Genomic DNA, 17,014 nt, shown 5'->3' with positions numbered 1-17,014 from the left:
GCCGCTCCTGTCCGCTTTCGTCCCCGACTCAGCGCGCCGGGCGCGACCGATGGAAGGGCCGTGTCCATCGCAGCCCTCCTCGCCTGCGCCGCCGTGCTGCGGCGCGCGGGCCGGCGTCGTCTTTGCTCTTCGTGGCGCCCTCGCGTGGCGCATCCCCGGGATGTGCAGGAGGGAGACATGCCGCATCTCACGATGTCCGCTCTGGGCGCCGTCCTCTTGGCGGCGGCGCCTGCGCGCGCGGCGTTGCCGGAGCGCCCGCTCCGGCCGCTCACGGCCGCGCTGACCGGGCAGGACGAGGCGCCCGGTCGCGGCGATCGGCGGGGGAGCGGCACGGCCCGCCTCACGCTCGATCTCGTCCTCGGCGAGGTCTGCTTCGACCTCACGGTCTCCGGGATCGCGCCCGCGATCGCGGCGCGCGTCCACGAGGGCTCTTCCGGCCATGCGGGCCGCGTCGTCCTCACGCTGATGCCGCCGCTGGGCGGCAGCTCCACGGGCTGCGTCGGCGCGTCCCGCGACGACCTGAGCGCGCTGCTCGCCGCGCCGGAGCGGTATTACGTCGACGTCCGCACCGCCGATTTCCCCGACGGCGCCTTGCGAGGCCAGCTATCGCGCTGAACGATCGACATCCCGACGACCGGCGTCCCGGACAGGGGTCGTGCCGCCGCCAAAGCCCTCTGGCGCTCCACCCTCCTCGCGGCCGTGCCCCGGGATCTACGCGCCCCACAGCAGCTTCTTCAGCCGTATCCCCGTGATCTTCCGCTGCTCCTCCGCGGCGATGTGCAGCTCCTCTTCCGGCGTGTGCTCGATCCGCTCGCGCAGCGTCTCCAGCATCTCGTCCGCGCTCTTCCCGGTCGCGCAGACGATATAGATGAACCCGAACTTCTCGTCGTAAGCCAGGTTGTAACGCGCGAGCGCCTCCCGCGTCTCCTCGGCCGCCGCGCTCATCCCCGCCTGCTCCTGGCTCGAGAACCGCCTCGCCGTCGCGCTCGCCTCCGCGGCCTCGGCCTGCGGCCTGGTCTCTCCGATGCGGGGGTGCGCGCGGAACGCCTCGAGCCAGTCCTCCGGGCCGAGCCGCGCGAACACCTGCGACGCCGTCGCGTGGAGCTCCTCCTCGCCGCGGAACGGCCGCGCCGCCGCCATCTGCGACGCCCACGAGGACGCCCCGCACGCCGCGCGGAGCTCCGCCTCCGCCTCCCGGTCGGTGAGCGCGTTGAGCCAGCGGAGCCGCTGCTCCGCCGCCCCGCTCCGGGTCGCCTTGCCGAAGATGCGGAGCCGGCTCACCCCGCCGTCAGGATAGATGTTCAGCCGCACGTGCGTGAACGGCCCCGCCGCGCGGAGCTCCTCCTCGAAGAGGTGCCGCGTGTGCGCCTGGAGCTTCGTCTGCGGGACGATCTCCCGGAAATCGCCCGCGCCGGCGAGCTCCGAGAGCGGGCGCCCCGCCGCGTCGATCCCCTCGATCATGCAGCTGTCGGGGTAATTGCCCTTGAAATGGTTCGTGTCGACCTCGATCCGGTGGATCTCGCCCTGGGCCGCGAGCGCCACGAGCGCCCAGTCGTACCCGGGCCCCCTCCGGCGGCGCGTCTCCCAGCCCTCTCCCATGTTCGCCGCCCGGCCGGGCATGATGAGGTTGTGGCGCACCCCGAAGAACATGTCGCTGCACGAGAGCACGCGGGCGCCGTTCTCCGCGGCCGCGAGATCGATCTCCGCGCCCGCGCGGTCGAGCCGGCGAAAGTCGGGGACGGCATCGCCGTGCACCCGGAGCCGCGCCACCCCGCCGTCCGGATAGATGTTCAGGCGGAGGTGCGTGAACCGGAAAGGGCAGCTCACCGCGAACGCGTTCTGCGCGTCGCCCGCGAGCGGCGAGCGCGGCAGGATCTCGACCCAGTGGGTCCGCGGATTGAGCAGCTCCTCCACGGGCGCGTCGGGCCGCGCCGCGCACGCCTCGATCGAGCAGTGCTCGGGGTAGTTGCCCCGGAAGAACGCCGTGTCGACGACGACCCCGCGGATGATCCCGGGCAGCCCCAGCCGGACGAGGCACCAGTCGAACCCGGGAGTCCGGCGCCGGCGCGTCTCCCAGCCATCCATCCACTTGCCGCGATCGGTGTACTCGTGCTCGAGGAACACCGGCTTCGTCGCCTTGAGCAGGTTCTCCTTCGGCGCGAAGAACTCGTCGTTCGCCGAGAGCACCGCGCCGCCCAGGCGCTCCGAGGCGAGATCGAGCGCCTCCGCAAACGCCGGCCCCGTCACCCCTCTCTCTTCAGCCATCGCCCCCTCGCCTCTCCGGAGAAGCTCCCGCGGTCGAACACCTTCTCGCCGCGGAGGTAGGTGGCCTGGACGACCCCGTGGAGCTCCTCCCCCGCGTACGGCGTCACCTTGTGCCGGTGCTGGATGAGCGGCGGCTCGACCCGGAAGCTCGCCTCCGGATCCCAGATCACGAGATCCGCGTCGAACCCGCGCCGGATCTCCCCCTTCTGGCGCAGCCCGGCGAGCCGCGCCGGCCCCCGGCACAGCCAGTCCGCGAGCCGCTCGAGCGGGACGCCCCGCGTTCGGGCGTCGGTCCACACGATCGACAGCCCGAGCTGCAGGCTCGAGATCCCGCCCCAGGCCGCGTCGAAGTCGCCGGCCTCGAGCCGCTTGAGCTCGGGCGTGCACGGGGAGTGGTCGGAGACCACGAGATCGATGAGCCCGCCCTGCAGCGCGGCCCAGAGCTCCTCGCGGTTCTCCCGCTCCCGGATCGGCGGAGCGCACTTGAAGGGCGTCGCGCCGTCCGGGATCTCCTCGGCGGCGAAGTGCAGGTAGTGCGGCGTCGTCTCGGCGGACAGCGCGGCGCCGCCGTCGCGCGCCCGCCGCAGGATGCCGAGCGCCGTCGCCGACGAGAGGTGGACCACGTGCGCCGCCGCGCCGGTCGCCTGGCAGAGCGACGCGAGCAGGGCGATCGCGTCGTCCTCGGCCTCGCGCGGTCGCGAGCGCAGGTAGGCGGCGTACGTCCGCGGATCCAGGCCGGCGATCGCCGCGCGCGCCGCGTCGATGGGGCCGGGGAGCTCGGCGTGGACGAGCAGCGGCGCCCCCGTGCCCGCGAGCACCTCGAGCGCCGCCCGCAGATCCGCCTCGGCGACGTGGCCGAACTCCGCGACGCCGGAGTCGACCATGAAGCACTTGAATCCCAGCGCGCCGGCCTCGAGCAGCGGAACCAGCTCTCCCGCGTTGCCCGGGACGGCGCCGCCCCAGAAGCCCACGTCGACGAGGCAGCGGCCCTCGGCCGCGCGCGCCTTTTCCTCGAGGTGCGCGACCGTGGTCGTCGGCGGGATGCTGTTGAGGGGCATGTCGACGAGCGAGGTCACGCCGCCGGCGGCCGCGGCGCGCGTCGCCGTCTCGAACCCTTCCCACTCGGTGCGTCCGGGCTCGTTGATGTGCACGTGCGCGTCGACCAGCCCGGGCATCACCACCGCGCCTCGCGCGTCCACGACGGGGCAGCCCTCCGGCACCTCGTCGTGCCCGGCGACGGCGGCGATCGTGCCGCCCTGGATGTGAACCGAGGCCGGCCGCACCGCGCCCCCGGTGACCACCCGCAACCCGCGAACGATGAGGTCCGGCGTCATCAGGGGCGCCAGGATATCACGGCGCCGAGCGGGCCGCCGGGGCGGCGCTCCGTCGCGGCTCGAGCGCACGCGCTCCGTCGCGGCTCGAGCGCTCGCGGTCCGTGGCGGTTCGAGCGCACGCGCTCCGTCGCGGCTTGAGCTCTCGCGGTCCTGCTCCTACGCTGCCCGGCGTGAGCGCCGACGGCCGAGCTGCGCCGCAACAGGGCGGCGCACCGGGGCGCAGCCCCGTCCCCTGGGAGCCGCTCTTCTACGAGAAGAGCCGCCTCTACTGGCCCATCCGTCCGCGGGCCGAGGTGTTCTCCGGGTGCGTCGACTGGCCGCCGGTCGAGGAGTATGGCCGCGCGCTCGGCGAGGGCTTCCCCGTCCGCTTCGTGGAGCAGCCGCCGAGGCCGCGGCGCCGCGGGCGGCGCGGCCCGGTCGACCCCTCGTCGCTCTACGACGCGCGCATCCACGTCGAGGGCTGCGTGCCCACGCGCCCGAGGAACTGGCACGACTTCCTCAACATGCTCGTGTGGGCCGCGTTCCCGCGCGCGAAGGCGGAGCTCCACGCGCGCCAGCACCGGGCGATCGCCGCGCGCCTCGACCCGTCCGCCGCGGCGCTCCCGCCGGCGCGCACGCGCGAGCTCGACGGGCTCGCGCTCCTCGACGAGGGCGGGCTCTTGCTGCTCCACGACGCGCGCCGGGCGCCCCTGCTCGAAGACGCCGCCGATCTCGGGCGCTGCGCCGGCGAGGCGCGGGGCGCCGTTCAGCGGGGCGAGGCCGCGGCGCTCGTCTTCGGCCACGCGCTTTACGAGAGCCTCCTCCGGCCCGGTCCGACGGTCCACGCGCTGGTGCACCTCGTCCCGTGCGAGGGCCCGCTGCCCGCCGCGCCGGGCGCGCTCGTCGCGCTGGCCGACGCGGGCCTCTGCGACGCGCTGCGATCGCCCGGCACATTCGCGCACCCCGAGCGCAGCGCGCGGCTCCCGGTCGACGAGCGCGTCCTGTGCGCGTGAGCGGCGCTCCGCGCCGCGACGCTCGCTGTCGCACAGGCGCTGTGCCGAGCGGGGCGCCGCGGCGCACGCGGCGTGAATGGAGCGTCGCGGCGGCGTGGCGCGCCAGGGGCTACCGCGGGGTGAGCGGCCGTGAGGCGGAATGCCTCCGTCCGCGTTCGAGGGCTCCTCGCGTGGCAGACTCATCAGCCCGCCGCGCGAACTTCGCAAGAGAGAAGCAATCTCTCAACTCAAGTGTTGCGGGACGTGGCCTGACGGAATGAATTCCCTTGACGGGAACATGTGTTCCGGGTTACCAGTTTGGTGCGTTTTCTGGGGGACGAACGCGATGCGACGATTCGTCGATGTCAGCAGCGCTCGAGCGCTGGACGGCGCGCGTTCGGTTGCCGGAACAAGGAGGAGGACGTCTCATGAAATTCAGTCACTGCAGCATCCTCGCGGTGGTGGTGAGCCTGTGCGGCTGCATTGTCGACCCTGCGGCCGATGACGGAGCTGTTGGCGAGGCGGCGCAGGCGTTGATCCCCGCCGTCGATATCTCGCACCGCGCCGGCTCCGATTTCGTGCCTGCGTCGCCTGAGGGCGGCCACTGTGAGGGCGCGCGGTCGATGGACGCCCTCGCGCGCGGCGGGAGCGATGCTGAGCTTGCCACGTCGAGCTTGGCAGCGTGCACGGATGGCTTCTCGACGTGCTCTGGCAACCGGTGTTTCGCTTGCTGTAACGGCGTCTGGCATGACATCAACGCCTGCTTGTGGGGTGTCAACTTCTACTGCAACGGGATCCACTACAACGCTTACAGCTGCTGGCCCAACTCGTTCGCGCAAGACGCCGCCGAGGAGTGATCGGCCTTCCCACGGGCTACCGATGTCTGAGGGGGAGAACGGAAAAATGACGTGAGGCCCCCAGGGAGGGAGGAGGTCGCGCGGCAGCCCTCCCGCATCACCAGAAGAGCCGCCCAAACGGGGAGCGCACTCGCGCACACCCCTACTGTGCATTTTTGCACATACGGCGCGCACATTTGCCGGCTCCCCGGTACGCTGCCGCGAGCGCATGCTCGGGCGTGACGTGGCCGGGAGAGTCGCATCGTGATGAGCTGGGACGACCTGCGGTATCTCCTCGCCCTCTCCCGGGCGGGCTCCCTCGCCGGCGCCGGCCGCGCGCTCGGCGTCGATCACACGACCGTGGGCCGCCGGGTCGAGGCGCTCGAGGCGGCGCTCGGCGTGCGGCTCTTCGTGCGATCGCCCTCCGGATACGCGCTCACGAACGACGGCCTCGGCCTGATCCCCGACGTCGCGCGCGTCGAGGAGGCGATCCTCGCCATCGAGCGCGGGAGCCTCGGCCGCGACCAGCGCCTCACGGGCACCGTGCGCGTGACGGCCGCCGAGGCGTTCGGCAGCCGCTTCATCGCCCCCCGGCTCGGCGCGCTCCACGCGGCGCACCCGGGGATCTCGGTCGAGCTCGTGACCGCGATCCGAGCGCTCGATCTCTCCCGGCGGGAAGCGGACATCGCGGTCCGGTTCTTCCGCTCGACCGAGGGCGGCCTCGTGGTCCGGAAAGCGGGGGTCGTCGGCTGGGCGGTGTACGGCGCGCGCGCCTACATCGAGCGCCGCGGCGCGCCCACCGCGGCCGATCTCCCGGCGCACGCGCGCATCGGCATCGAGGCGCCCGGCGCGATGCCGCCGGAGCACGTCTGGTTCGAGCGCATGGCCGCAGGGGGCCCGTGCGTCCTCCGGAGCAACAGCACGGCGTGCATGCTCGGCGCCGCGCGCGCCGGGATCGGCGTCGCGCTCCTGCCGTGCTTCATCGGCGACCACGAGCCGGACCTCGCGCGCATCCCCCTGCCGGACGAGCCCCGCCGCGCCGTCTGGCTCACCGTCCACCGCGACCTCCAGCACGCGCCCCGCGTCCGCGCGGTGCTGGACGCCCTCGCGGGCATGCTGACCGAGGAGCGCGCCGTCCTTTGCGGCGACCCTCCCCCTCCGCAGCCCGCGAGCGGCCCGGGCGACGACCGGAGCCCCCGCGCCGCGCCCCGCAAGGCCCGACGAAACAAGGAGACGAAACGATGAGCACCCCTGCGCTTCACCTGTACATCGGCAGCAAGAACCTCTCGTCCTGGTCGCTCAGGCCGTGGCTCGCGATGTCCCACGCGGGCGTCCCGTTCGAGGAGCACGTCATCCCGTACGAGCTCCCCGACTGGGTCGATCGGGTGGCGCAGCATTCGCCGACGCGCAAGGTGCCCGCCCTGCGCCACGGCGAGCTCGTCGTGTGGGAGTCGCTCGCCATCTGCGAGTACGTGGCCGAGGCGTTCCCCGGCGCGCGGCTGTGGCCCGAGGGGCGCGAGGCCCGCGCGATCGCGCGCGCGGTCAGCAGCGAGATGCACGCCGGCTTCGCCGACCTGCGCCGGGAGCTGCCGATGGACGTCGCGCGGCGGTACCCGCGGCGCGCGATCTCGGGCGGCGCCGCCCGCGACGTCGCGCGCGTCCTCGAGATCTTCCGCGACTGCCGCTCTCGGTTCGGCAAGGGCGGACCGTTCCTGTTCGGCGCCTTCTCGATCGCCGACGCGATGTTCGCGCCCGTGGTGACGCGCCTGCTCTCGTACGACGTCGAGATCGATGAGGTCGCGCGGGCCTATGCGGGCACCATCACGTCGCTCCCGGCGATGGCGCGCTGGTCCGCGGCGGCCGCGGAGGAGGTCGAGAGAAACCCGCACCTCACGGCGCCGGCGGGCAGCTCGTACGCCAAGGCGGCCGGCGGCGCGGCGGCGCCGTGAGCGTGCGCGAGGCTTGCGGCGGCGGGCGGCTCGCCTGGAAGACGGCGACCCATGACAGCGATCCGACTCTACGACCTCCAGGTGCGCGACGACCGCGCGCGCCGCAGGACGCGTGAGCATGCCGGAGGCTGCCTGATCCTCGACGTCGCGGCGCTCGACGCGCCTCGGCATAGGTCACCTCGCGCTGCCGTTCAGCCGTGCTTCGATCTGCAAAGGAGCGTCTGATGGCGGGGTACGCTCCCGAGCAGCTCGCTCGATCCTGTCGCGGCGATGATCTGGTGGTCCTCCCCGAGGCCCGCGAGCGCATGGAGCAGCCGGCTCTGCTCGCTCGGGTGGATATGCGCCTCCGGCGCGTCGATGAGGACGAGCGCGCGGCGCAGCCCGAGGAACACGTGGACCAGGGCGAACAGGACGGCCTGCTGCTCGCCGTGCGATAGGCTGTACAGCTCGACCCGCGCGCCGTTGTCCCGCTCGAACCATAGCGCCGCTGCGCCGCCCCGCGGCTCGACGCCGGACAGGCGCAGCCATGGGCACAGCGCCGCGACAGCGGCCTTGTAGGGCGCGAGCGAGTCGCGCTGATCGCCGCGGAGCAGGATCCCGCTCTCCTTGACGTGTGCCATGGCCTGAAGGCCGTCCTCGACGGCGTGCTGCATCAGAACCTGCTCCAGGCCGGCATACTTGTCCGGCCGACGGGTGAGCCGCAGGCGGCCGCCGTCCGCTTCGCCGGGCGGGGCGAGCCCCACCCGCGGCACGAGCCGCCGATCACATGGAAAGTATTCGGCTTTCCAGGCTGCGGGGTCGCGGCTGTACGCGCTGAACAGCGCCTCCAGCGCCGGCTCCGGGGCGCGCACCTCGCCGCCGCCGAGCTCGAGCGCCGCCGTGAAGGTGGGCTCGGACAATCCCGCCTTCGCCATCTCTTCTGGGCTCAAGAGCCACCGCCCCCGGACCTGCCCCGACCGCTTCCCGGACCGGAGCAGGCGCGACGGCTCGGGCAGGACATGATAGCTCCCGACGCTCTCCTTCAGCGCGATGATCGCTTCGAGCAGCGATGTCTTGCCCGAGGAGGGGCCGCCCCCGACGAGCACGAGCGGCAGCGGCGCGCCCGTGGTCGGGTGCGTGAACGCGTACCGGCCGTCCGGGAGCCCCAGGAAATTCTCGACCTCAAGATCCAGTAGCTTCATAGGCGCTCAGGAGTTCAGCTTGATGGGCGTGCCCTTGACGTCCACGATCGCGCCGTTGATCTCGATCGTCCCGCCGCTCGTGATCTTGATTCCGCCGCTCGAGATCTCGATCTTCGACCCGCCCGCGTCGAGCACGATGTCCCCGGAGAAGACCACGAAGCGCGGCGTCACCACCTGCATGACGGATTTGGCGTCGATCCAGAAGCCATGGGTGTCGACGAAGTGGTTGAGGCTGCCGTCGCGCCGGATGTTGACGGCGACGCTCTCGATGTCGGTCCGCGATTTCATGTCGATGGACCTCGCCGTCAGCCGGTAGGGCCCCGTGGAGATGCTGGTGCTGCCCGCGCCGATCGACTGGGCCCCGGAGACGGTCGTCGACGAGTTGCCGCTGATCCGGCTCGTCTGGTTGTTCCCGACGAGCGTGACGGCGTCCCGGCCCGTCTCCGACTTGAAATCGAGCTGCGCGTGCAGCTCGAGCCGCTCGGCCCCCGCCTTGTCGTCGAGGAGGATCTGGTTGAAGCCCCCGCCGCCCGGCGACGATTTCGAGCGCCACACCGAGATGGTCCTCTCCGCGGGGGAGCTGAACGGCCGCACGTTCACCGCGTTGTGGACGCGACCGACGATGATCGGCTGATCGGGGTCGCCGTCGAGGAAGTCGACGACCACCTCGTCGCCCACGCGCGGCAGGCAGATGAAGCCATAATCCATGCCGGCCCACGCCTGCGAGACGCGGACGTAGCGCGAGGTGTTTGCGCGGAGGCCGCGCCGGTCCCAGCGAAACTCGATCTTGACCTGGCCGAGCGCGTCGGCGTCGATCTCGTCGCCGGCGTGGGTCGGCACGACGAACGCCGTCTGCGTGCCGATGATGCGCGGCCGCGGCAGGCGCCGCGGCCGGAAGGGCACGGCGGCGTCGATGCACTCCATGTGATGGCTCGCGCCGCGCTCCTGCCCGACGACGACCGTGCGGGTCACGAGCAGCGGGACGTTCACGTCGGCGCGCGCGTGCCCCGCGAGGCGTACCCGGGTGCCCGGCGCGATGGCCACGTTGGCCGTGATCTCGAGCCTCCGCCCCGGCACGCGCGTCGCCTCGAGCAGCCGCTGAGCGCGGGCCTTCGCCTGCTCCTCGTCCTGCGCCTCGCCGACCTCGAACGTGTACGCCTCGAGCTCGTTCTCCTCGACGAAGAGCTCGGCCCCCTCGGCCGAGGAGCGCGCCTGGATGGTGAACGACGGGTTCAGGTGATCATAGTCGCGCACGGCGACAGCCGAGGTCTTGATCTTGGCCGTCACCACGACCGCGCTCACGGACGGCACGGGCGGCTCGTTGCCGAGCGCGGGCTCGACATAGGGGATCGGCGCGTCGCGCTTGGGCGTCAGGCTGTCGGTCTGATCGACGAGCACCCACTGGCTGCCGGCGGTGTGATCGAAGCAGGTCGCGATCCCCTCGTCCGCCAGGAGGCGAAAGATGAAGTCGTGATCGCTCTCCCCGTACTGGGCGCAATAGGAGCGCTTGCGGTAGCTCCCCCCGAGCCGCTTGATCAGGGCCGGTACGCGGCCGCCGTAGTCGGCGAGCACGTCGTCCACGATCTCCACCGCGGTCCGGTCCTGGAAGATCCGGTGATTGGTCCTGCGCGTGGTCAGCCAGAGCGGGGGAACGATGTAGAGGAAATAGCGGGAGACGCCGCTCGTCTCCGTGGAGACCACCTTGACCTCGCGCAGGATCCCGGTCACGCGCGGCAGCTGGATCCCCGGGCCGAGATCGAGCGCGACCCGCCGGCCGACGAGGGACGCCATCTCGAGGGCCGCGTCCGTCGACTCGACCAGGAGATCGAGGCTGAACAGCCGGCTCATGTCGTCGCGGAGCTCGTACGACAGAAGGTGAAAACCGGGGTCCGGAGCATCAAGGAACGACAGCGTGACAGCCATAAGCCTCGTTGAGGTTCGTCGCACGACCCGAGGAGCGCGCTATCAGGTCACAGCACCGGCTTGAGCTCGATGGGGGGAGTGACGGTGAGGTTGCCGCTGAAAACGCCCTTGTCCGTGGCGAGGACCGGCGCAGGGCCCAGCGAGCCCACGGCGTCGCCGGCGTTCACCTTCCCGTCACCGTTGCTATCGTACCAGCCTGTCAAGTTGACGTAAACGCTCCGCTTGCGAAACTTGAGCTCGACGTCGAAGCCCGAGGCGGCGGGCGTGACCTCCACCTCGGCGAGGAGCCGCTGCTCCGGCGGCTCGATCCCAGGCGGAGGCGCGGCGAGCGGGCCTGCGGCGGTGGATGCCGCGAAGGTGACGTGCAGCTTTTGCCGATCCGGGCTGCCGACCGATGCCGGCAGATCCAGCCGCGAGCGGACGCGGGCGAGGGGAGAGCAGGAAACGAGGAGCACGGAGAGGAACGCGAGGCCGACGGCGGCGGTCGTGGCCTCGCTCCTCCGGCTCGCTGGCTCAGGTCGCATCGCCGTCATGCACGCCTCGTCAGATGAACCAGAGCAGGCTGCGGATATCGTCCCGGATGTAGCGGTAGAGCGGATCGTCCGTGCGCTCTCCTCGCACGAACCAGTCCTCGACGATGCTGGCCTGCTGCTCGGCGTTGTAGCTCGACCAGCTCTGCCCGGGCGCGTAGCGGTAAGGGTCCGTGCCCGTCATCCAGCCGATCGCCTGGTGCGCGATCGATTCCCACATGTATTGAGACGCGATGAGCCGGTGCGCGCCTTGCCAGACGTGCGTGAGCTCGTGGACGAGCGTCGCTGGCTGCGCCGTGTCCATGCCGTGGATGAAGCCGTTCCACCCCACGTTGATCGTGTAGGCCGCCGGCACGATCCCGATGACGAGCGGCGGGATGGTCGACGTGAACGGCCGGGATTGCATGCCGATGACCGGTGTGATGAAGATCTTGTGATACGGCAGCGTGGCCTTGAAGACGCGGGTCGCGATCTCCAGCTCCGCCGGAAAGAGCGGTCTGCCGGGCATCAGCGCTTCCTCTCCTCGCCCGCGGCCGGCGCGACGTCGACCCAGACCGGGTACGGCAGCGGCTGCCCGGTCTGCGGGTCGAAGCGCATCAGCCGCTTGCGCGGGGGCGCGCCCGGCGCGGGCGCGGCGCCATCGAGGTGCTCCGGCGCGGCGGGCTGCGGCGGGATCGCGATCTCCGCCGCGGGGCGCGGCTGGAACGGCAGCCCCGCGAGCGGGGAGCGCGGGCCCGGAGGCGGCGGGCTCGCCCGCGGCGCCTCCGGGGAGATGAAGGGCAGGACCGGCGCGCTCGGCTCGGGCGAGAAGACGGGGAGCGTCGATGTCTCCCACTGCCCGCCCGCGCTGCTCGCGGCGGCGTTCGCCGGCCCGGCTTCGTCGGTCGCGGTGCTCGCGGCGACGGCTCGTTGCGCCGGCGCCGCGGGAGGCTCCGGGGGCGACGGCGCGCTGGAGGGAACGAGCGCGACCTGCGCCGCTTCGGCGCGCCACGGCTGGGCGTCGCGGCTCAAGAACCGCGCGTCCTCCGCGCGCGGCGCGCCGTCCTCGCCCCCGGCGCGCGCGCGGCGCGCCGTCTGGGCTTGCCGGTAAGCGATGGCGAAGCGTCGGCCGAGCTCGCGGCCGGCGTCGCCCTCGAGGGCGAGCCGCGCGCGCCACGCGCCGGTGAGCTCCGCGTACGACCGCTCGTCGAGCCCCGCGCCGGCGAGGCACGCCGTCGGGTCTCCGAAGGGATCATCCATCGACGCGCGCAGCGCCGCGAAGTCCTCCACCGAAGCGTGATAATCCGGCATGAGCCCCCTCCCGCAGCTGGGTCGCCTCGCCTTCGGGGGCGCGCCAAGCAGGGTGCCCTCCAGGCCCGCCCGGCGGAAAGCCTAGCATCGAGGCGATACGGCTTACAAGCCGCCCAGCTCCGCTCAGCGCCCCTGTCGCGCCGCGAGCGCGTAGACGAGCGGGAGGCGGCGCCCGAACTTCTTCATGCGGAACTGTCCGGGCGGCCCTTCCTCCATGTCCGGGAAGATATCGTAGGGCGACCAGTCGAGCTCCCGGAGCCGCTCCAGCGTGAGGCCTGCCTCGAGCAGCGCTGTCACCACCGTCCCGATCCCATGATTGAAGCCGACCTCCCGGAGCTTCACGGGCGCGTTGCGATCGGCGTACGTGCCCGTCTGTTCCGTGATGATCGGCTCTCCGTGCCCGTCGTATGCGTAATCGATGCGCTCGAACGCGTCGTCGAACATCCAGACGGCGGGGTGGAACTCGATGACGTGGAGGACGCCTCCCGGCTTGAGGCACGCGGCGGCCGCGCGCGCCCAGCGCCCTATGTCCGGGAGCCAGCCGAGGACGCCGTACGACGTGAAGACGATATCGAACGTCTCGCCCCCGAGGGCGGTGGGAGCGTCGTAGACGTTGGCCTCGACGAAGCGCGCATCCAGCGAGAGATCCTGGGCCAGCGCGCGTGCGGCCCTGACGGCCTCGTCCGAGAGATCCAGCCCGGTGGCGCGGGCGCCCCGGCGCGCCCACGAGAGCGTGTCCTGGCCGAAATGGCACTGCAGGTGGAGGAGCGTCTTGTCGCGCACGTCCCCCACCTGCTCGAGCTCGATCGGCTTCAGGGAGCTCGCGCCGGCTCGAAACGCGTCCACGTCATAGAACTTCGAGGCCAGGTGCACGCGGGTGCGCGCGTTCCAGGCGGTGCGATTGAGCGCGAACCACTCGGCTTCGGACATGCAGCGACGGTAGCACGGCCCGTGCAGCGCGGGCGAACAGGCCCTCGTCACCTGCGCTGTGCGCGCGGGGATCGCAGCGCGAGCCACAGCGCGAGGCCGGCGGCCAGCACGAACGGCTCGAGCGGCAGCCGGAGCGTGCGCCCGCGGACCAAGCGGATCGGCTCGGGGTGGAGCGGCGCCGCGTCGCCGGACGGGTTGAAATAGACATCGGAGGTGCCTGGCCGCGGGCTCGAGCGATCCTCGAACGCCGTGAGCCATGGCTGCGCGATGCCGCCGGCCAGCGCGCCGAGCAGCGCCGCCGCCTCGTCGCGGGGCCATGCGTCGGCCCACACCGCCTCGCCGGGCCACCTCTCGTGCCCCTCGCCGAGGACGCCCTGGACCTTCCCGCCGCCGACGAAGAAGATGCGCAGCAGGCGCGCGGGCGGCTGCGCGTCCGCCGCTCCGGCGGGCACCTCGCGCTGGTCGGCGGGCTCGCGGTACGGGAAGAACGGGCGTTCGGTGGCGAACGACATGCGGACGGCGGAGCTCGCGACGGCGCCGCCGCCGGGCCCCGGCGCGTACTTGAACGCGGTGATCTTCCAGCGGGCGCTCACGTACGGCGCGAGCCACGCGTCGAGCGACGGCCGGAGGGCATAGCCGTGCTCCTTCAGCCACTGCGCCAGCGCGACCGCGCTGCTCGCCTCCAGGACCGCGACGTCGTATCCCGCGAGCCGCCGCGTCTCGAGCACCTGCACCGGCGGCGCGGCGGCGATCGAGGAGCTGGCCGTGTCGCTGTCGCGCCCCAGCAAGGCGCACCCGACGCTGACGTCGTCGACGTCCTCCTGCGTGATCACCCGCGGCGCCACGCGCTCGTCCAGGGCTTGAAAGAGGGTGTCGGGGATTTCCCCGAGCTCGGGGCGGCTCGGGGTCGGCACGATGAACCCGAAATCCGCGGCCGTCGTGGTGAACGTGGCGCGGCGGATGAAGTGCTCCACCTTCGCGCGCTCGTCCCACACGATGACCGCCGACTCGTTGGCGATACGGACCCACTTGTCCGGCGGGTAAGCCGAGGCGCACGCCGCCGCGGGCCTCGCCGCGGCGGCGACCGCGGCGCACGCCGCGGCGAGGCAGAGCGCGGCGCGGCGGACGATGTCAGGGGGCGTGGCCGTAGGATTCATAGGCTGCGACCTGGATGAGCCTGTCGATGTCGTTCCCCACGATCTGCCGGAGCTCGTCCGCCTGCCAGGCTTCCTCGGACTCGAGCGTCGCGTCCCGATGGATGTCCCAGGCCACGGCGCGCGCGGCGTAGCTCGACGCCTCTCTCGCCGCGTCGAGCGCGTCGTTCCGCGCCGCGCGGGCTGTGGCCGTCATCGCGCACGCGAGCGCGGCCGTCCAGCCCGGGCGGGCTGCGGCCTGCTCGGCGGCGTCCTGCGCAGCGCGAAAGGCCCGCCGGAGCTCCTCGATTCCCACCTGCGCGTTCGCGTGCCGCTCGGCGACGTCGATGGCCTGCGCGCTGCGCGGATCGGCGAGGAGAACCAGGTTCCGCCGCGCGCAGCGCGCCGCGAAGCGGTGGAGCCGCCGGCTGCCCTGATAACCCAGCTGGGCCATCGCCCAGAGCATCCACTCCGGGCGCGGGCAGCGTAACCAGAGCTCCTCCAGGCTCGACCCTTGCCTCGACCAGAACACCGCCTCGGGGCAGGCGCCGCGGTGCTGCAGGAAATTCGACAGGCGCGTGGGTGGGCGAGTCATCTCTACCTCACGAACGCTGAGCGTTCACGTCGCGGCCGCGGCCAGCCATCGGAAGAACGACTGGCCGAGCTCCGCGTAAACTGGAAGGAGCGGCTGCTCCGCCATCTGCCGGAACAGGGGCTCGAACTCGGCGGCGACCCGCGCCGCGCCGGGGGGCAGGTGCGTCCTGCCAGCCGCGAACTCGGGCATGAGCACGTCGTAGCCGGCGAGCAGGTGCGCCCGCCGCGCGCGCGACTCGGCTGCGCCTGACGGTGCGGCCACGGCCTGTGAGGGGAGCTCGTCCGCCGTGCCTCCCGGGAGCAGCCGGACCTCCTTGACGGCGCCGGCCTCGGCGTCGACGAGCGCGATGTACCGCGGCGCCTGGATCAGCAGCCCGCCGTCGAGCTGCGGAGTCGACCTCCCGTAGACGAACGCGACCCGTAGACCGCCCGGCCCGGGTACGGGGACCGGCAGGGATTGGTAATTGCAGAGGGGCAGCGCGCCCAGGGCGGCCAGCGATGCCTTCCTTTGCAGCAGCTCGATCGGCTGAAGCCTGGGCAGCGCCTTCACGGCCGCCCAGGCGCCGCGGCCGACGTGGCCGCGCGAATCCAGGCGAAGAAGTCCGGCGACGCCTGCAGGTAGAACGGCGCCACCTCGCGCTTCGTGATCTGCGAGAACAGCGACCAGTACTCGCTCGCGAGCGGCCGCACCGCCGGATCGGTCGGGGCGGCCCCGCGCGCATAGGCGGCCCACACGTCCGGCGAGATCGCGAGAAGGCGCTCCCGCTTCTGAAAGAAATCGTCGGAGCTCATCCCCGGCGGGATCCCCACTCCCTCGACCGCGGCGCTTGGATCGTTGATCCCGAGGTCCTCGGGCACGACGGCCCAGAACTTCAGGACCCGCCCTGTCCGGCCGTCGAGGTGCATCGCGTAATGGGGCGGCGCCACGACGCGCTGACCAGGCCGGCCTCGCTCCCGGTAATACATGATGAGGATGACGACCGCCCCATCCACCTTGACCGGGATGGGCAGCGTGTCGGCGTCCTCGTCCGGGAGCACCGCGCCGGAGGTCTTTCCTGCAATCTGCCGCAGCTCGTGCGCTGACTGGAACGGTCCCGTCGAGCTCATGGGTTCCCCTCGTGGATTCCGGCAGCCGATCGAGACGGCCAGGCACAGCGCGAGCGCCAGCAGCCACGAGCGCCTCCCCGGCCTCGTCCTACCAGATCGGGTTGGTGGTGACATTGATATCTCGCCCGGGCCGCAGGGAGTTTCGGAATTGCGCGGCGGGAACTCTGTTCTGGCAGTTTCCGCTCGACCTGCCCGTGTCATTGATGACGACGTTGATGAGGTTGCCGTTCTGATCGTATTCGAGCCCGGTGACGACCACGGCGTGGCCTCCGCTGTTGCCTGGTCCCCAGAGCACGGACACGTCGTGCGACGTGATCACGCCCCGGCGTTCGGCGACGGCCTGAGTGATGTTGTCCATCGTATTGGGTTGCAGGGTAGACGGAACCCCGTTGCGCGCCAGGATCGACTGGCGCTGCGCCGGGCTCGTGCCCCCGCTGTCGAAGCGCCGCCGCTCCTGGTCCGCGTCGCCATTGCGCATGGCCTCGTCGAGCAGCGCGTCCTCGCGGACGCTCGAGCCGTTCGCTTGATTGATGAGCTGCCGCGAGGATTCGACCCCACAGTTGTTGTAAGACTGCTGCGTACGCCCCGAGCTGCGCCCGGACGCCGCCGCCTGGCACGTCGTGTTGCCGCCGGCGGGGTTGCCGAGGGTCGCCCCGACGGTCGGGCCTCCGATGAGGACGTCAGGCGAGCCGATCATGATCTGCCCCGGTGGAGCATGCATCGTCCGGTCCGTCTTGCGCGCCGCAGGGAGCCCGTCGACGAGCACGCTCCCTGCGCCGGTCACGATGAAGTCCGGCGCCGGGACGGCGCACGTGAGCCGATCGGTCGCGCGCGCCTGCGCAACGCTGTTGGTGATGACCGTCGGCGAGCCCGGCGGATTGACCGGCCCGCCCACGTGCGGCGTCCCGCTCGGATCCACCATGTTGCAGGTGTGGTTGTCACCCACGCGTGCGGCCTCGGGCATGGCGCGC

Annotated in this window: 18 protein-coding genes; 5 read left to right on the top strand and 13 right to left on the bottom strand. The window is 72.1% G+C overall.

All coding sequences use genetic code 11. From position 1 onward, the window contains the following. Positions 1 to 177: 177 nt before the first annotated feature. The gene (locus NQZ70_RS36255) at positions 178 to 615 is read left to right on the top strand and encodes a CHRD domain-containing protein (protein WP_129578313.1); all 438 of its coding nucleotides are present in this window, start codon (positions 178 to 180) and stop codon (positions 613 to 615) included. A 96-nt stretch (positions 616 to 711) separates the two neighbouring features. Here the strand turns inward: NQZ70_RS36255 and NQZ70_RS36250 are convergent, their stop codons facing one another. Next, positions 712 to 2,265: an allantoicase gene (locus tag NQZ70_RS36250; RefSeq protein ID WP_129578312.1), complete on the bottom strand. Its 1,554-nt coding sequence runs from the start codon at positions 2,263 to 2,265 to the stop codon at positions 712 to 714. Next, the gene (gene allB, locus NQZ70_RS36245; RefSeq protein ID WP_129578311.1) at positions 2,244 to 3,599 is read right to left on the bottom strand and encodes an allantoinase AllB; all 1,356 of its coding nucleotides are present in this window, start codon (positions 3,597 to 3,599) and stop codon (positions 2,244 to 2,246) included. The genes NQZ70_RS36250 and allB overlap by 22 nt, the downstream gene beginning before the upstream one ends. A 170-nt stretch (positions 3,600 to 3,769) precedes the next feature. On the opposite strand from allB, the gene NQZ70_RS36240 reads away from it, so the two are divergent. From NQZ70_RS36240 to NQZ70_RS36225, 4 genes are all read left to right on the top strand, one after another. Continuing rightward, positions 3,770 to 4,591, top strand: coding sequence for a DUF3025 domain-containing protein (locus tag NQZ70_RS36240; RefSeq protein WP_129578310.1), 822 nt, complete (start codon positions 3,770 to 3,772; stop codon positions 4,589 to 4,591). A gap of 407 nt (positions 4,592 to 4,998) precedes the next feature. Next, complete coding sequence (locus NQZ70_RS36235) at positions 4,999 to 5,427, top strand: hypothetical protein (RefSeq protein WP_129578309.1); 429 nt, start codon at positions 4,999 to 5,001, stop codon at positions 5,425 to 5,427. Positions 5,428 to 5,673: 246 nt separating this feature from the next. Next, a complete protein-coding gene (locus NQZ70_RS36230) occupies positions 5,674 to 6,651 on the top strand; it encodes a LysR family transcriptional regulator (RefSeq protein ID WP_129578308.1) in 978 nt (325 codons plus the stop codon). Then, the gene (locus NQZ70_RS36225; RefSeq protein WP_129578307.1) at positions 6,648 to 7,355 is read left to right on the top strand and encodes a glutathione S-transferase family protein; all 708 of its coding nucleotides are present in this window, start codon (positions 6,648 to 6,650) and stop codon (positions 7,353 to 7,355) included. Before NQZ70_RS36230 ends, NQZ70_RS36225 begins: the two co-directional genes overlap by 4 nt. Positions 7,356 to 7,546: 191 nt before the next feature. Here the strand turns inward: NQZ70_RS36225 and NQZ70_RS36220 are convergent, their stop codons facing one another. The 11 genes from NQZ70_RS36220 to NQZ70_RS36170 all read right to left on the bottom strand — a co-directional run bounded on the left by NQZ70_RS36220 (position 7,547) and on the right by NQZ70_RS36170 (position 17,007). Continuing rightward, the gene (locus NQZ70_RS36220) at positions 7,547 to 8,536 is read right to left on the bottom strand and encodes an AAA family ATPase (protein ID WP_129578306.1); all 990 of its coding nucleotides are present in this window, start codon (positions 8,534 to 8,536) and stop codon (positions 7,547 to 7,549) included. 6 nt (positions 8,537 to 8,542) lie between these two features. Then, a complete protein-coding gene (locus NQZ70_RS36215) occupies positions 8,543 to 10,459 on the bottom strand; it encodes a type VI secretion system Vgr family protein (protein WP_129578305.1) in 1,917 nt (638 codons plus the stop codon). Positions 10,460 to 10,506: 47 nt separating this feature from the next. Then, positions 10,507 to 10,992: a hypothetical protein gene (locus tag NQZ70_RS36210; RefSeq protein ID WP_129578304.1), complete on the bottom strand. Its 486-nt coding sequence runs from the start codon at positions 10,990 to 10,992 to the stop codon at positions 10,507 to 10,509. A gap of 10 nt (positions 10,993 to 11,002) precedes the next feature. Further along, complete coding sequence (locus NQZ70_RS36205) at positions 11,003 to 11,497, bottom strand: hypothetical protein (protein WP_129578303.1); 495 nt, start codon at positions 11,495 to 11,497, stop codon at positions 11,003 to 11,005. Further along, positions 11,497 to 12,279, bottom strand: coding sequence for a hypothetical protein (locus NQZ70_RS36200; protein WP_129578302.1), 783 nt, complete (start codon positions 12,277 to 12,279; stop codon positions 11,497 to 11,499). The genes NQZ70_RS36205 and NQZ70_RS36200 overlap by 1 nt, the downstream gene beginning before the upstream one ends. A gap of 123 nt (positions 12,280 to 12,402) precedes the next feature. Further along, entirely contained in the window at positions 12,403 to 13,209 is an 807-nt protein-coding gene (locus NQZ70_RS36195) for a class I SAM-dependent methyltransferase (RefSeq protein ID WP_129578301.1), read from the bottom strand. A gap of 47 nt (positions 13,210 to 13,256) precedes the next feature. Next, entirely contained in the window at positions 13,257 to 14,366 is a 1,110-nt protein-coding gene (locus NQZ70_RS36190) for a DUF2330 domain-containing protein (protein WP_129578300.1), read from the bottom strand. Further along, positions 14,341 to 14,937, bottom strand: a complete 597-nt coding sequence (locus NQZ70_RS36185) for a hypothetical protein (RefSeq protein ID WP_207217581.1) — start codon at positions 14,935 to 14,937, stop codon at positions 14,341 to 14,343. The genes NQZ70_RS36190 and NQZ70_RS36185 overlap by 26 nt, the downstream gene beginning before the upstream one ends. 24 nt (positions 14,938 to 14,961) lie before the next feature. After that, entirely contained in the window at positions 14,962 to 15,486 is a 525-nt protein-coding gene (locus tag NQZ70_RS36180; protein ID WP_129578299.1) for a hypothetical protein, read from the bottom strand. After that, a complete protein-coding gene (locus tag NQZ70_RS36175) occupies positions 15,483 to 16,043 on the bottom strand; it encodes a hypothetical protein (protein WP_129578298.1) in 561 nt (186 codons plus the stop codon). The genes NQZ70_RS36180 and NQZ70_RS36175 overlap by 4 nt, the downstream gene beginning before the upstream one ends. A gap of 88 nt (positions 16,044 to 16,131) precedes the next feature. Next, complete coding sequence (locus tag NQZ70_RS36170; RefSeq protein WP_165374342.1) at positions 16,132 to 17,007, bottom strand: PAAR domain-containing protein; 876 nt, start codon at positions 17,005 to 17,007, stop codon at positions 16,132 to 16,134. Positions 17,008 to 17,014: the final 7 nt, after the last annotated feature.

Source organism: Sorangium sp. So ce836, assembly GCF_028553905.1.
GTDB lineage: Bacteria > Myxococcota_A > Polyangia > Polyangiales > Polyangiaceae > Sorangium > Sorangium cellulosum_D.
The sequence above is the reverse complement of the archived record's forward strand: the minus strand, read 5'-3'. Positions and strand labels throughout refer to the sequence as shown.

What these genes read in the sequence shown, in the direction of transcription:
- NQZ70_RS36255 (WP_129578313.1), top strand. Translation starts at nt 178, where the DNA reads ATGCCGCATCTCACGATGTCCGCTCTGGGCGCCGTCCTCTTGGCGGCG.
- NQZ70_RS36250 (WP_129578312.1), bottom strand. Translation starts at nt 2,265, where the DNA reads ATGGCTGAAGAGAGAGGGGTGACGGGGCCGGCGTTTGCGGAGGCGCTC.
- allB (WP_129578311.1), bottom strand. Translation starts at nt 3,599, where the DNA reads ATGACGCCGGACCTCATCGTTCGCGGGTTGCGGGTGGTCACCGGGGGC.
- NQZ70_RS36235 (WP_129578309.1), top strand. Translation starts at nt 4,999, where the DNA reads ATGAAATTCAGTCACTGCAGCATCCTCGCGGTGGTGGTGAGCCTGTGC.
- NQZ70_RS36230 (WP_129578308.1), top strand. Translation starts at nt 5,674, where the DNA reads ATGAGCTGGGACGACCTGCGGTATCTCCTCGCCCTCTCCCGGGCGGGC.
- NQZ70_RS36225 (WP_129578307.1), top strand. Translation starts at nt 6,648, where the DNA reads ATGAGCACCCCTGCGCTTCACCTGTACATCGGCAGCAAGAACCTCTCG.
- NQZ70_RS36220 (WP_129578306.1), bottom strand. Translation starts at nt 8,536, where the DNA reads ATGAAGCTACTGGATCTTGAGGTCGAGAATTTCCTGGGGCTCCCGGAC.
- NQZ70_RS36215 (WP_129578305.1), bottom strand. Translation starts at nt 10,459, where the DNA reads ATGGCTGTCACGCTGTCGTTCCTTGATGCTCCGGACCCCGGTTTTCAC.
- NQZ70_RS36210 (WP_129578304.1), bottom strand. Translation starts at nt 10,992, where the DNA reads ATGACGGCGATGCGACCTGAGCCAGCGAGCCGGAGGAGCGAGGCCACG.
- NQZ70_RS36205 (WP_129578303.1), bottom strand. Translation starts at nt 11,497, where the DNA reads ATGCCCGGCAGACCGCTCTTTCCGGCGGAGCTGGAGATCGCGACCCGC.
- NQZ70_RS36200 (WP_129578302.1), bottom strand. Translation starts at nt 12,279, where the DNA reads ATGCCGGATTATCACGCTTCGGTGGAGGACTTCGCGGCGCTGCGCGCG.
- NQZ70_RS36195 (WP_129578301.1), bottom strand. Translation starts at nt 13,209, where the DNA reads ATGTCCGAAGCCGAGTGGTTCGCGCTCAATCGCACCGCCTGGAACGCG.
- NQZ70_RS36190 (WP_129578300.1), bottom strand. Translation starts at nt 14,366, where the DNA reads ATGAATCCTACGGCCACGCCCCCTGACATCGTCCGCCGCGCCGCGCTC.
- NQZ70_RS36185 (WP_207217581.1), bottom strand. Translation starts at nt 14,937, where the DNA reads ATGACTCGCCCACCCACGCGCCTGTCGAATTTCCTGCAGCACCGCGGC.
- NQZ70_RS36175 (WP_129578298.1), bottom strand. Translation starts at nt 16,043, where the DNA reads ATGAGCTCGACGGGACCGTTCCAGTCAGCGCACGAGCTGCGGCAGATT.
- NQZ70_RS36170 (WP_165374342.1), bottom strand. Translation starts at nt 17,007, where the DNA reads ATGCCCGAGGCCGCACGCGTGGGTGACAACCACACCTGCAACATGGTG.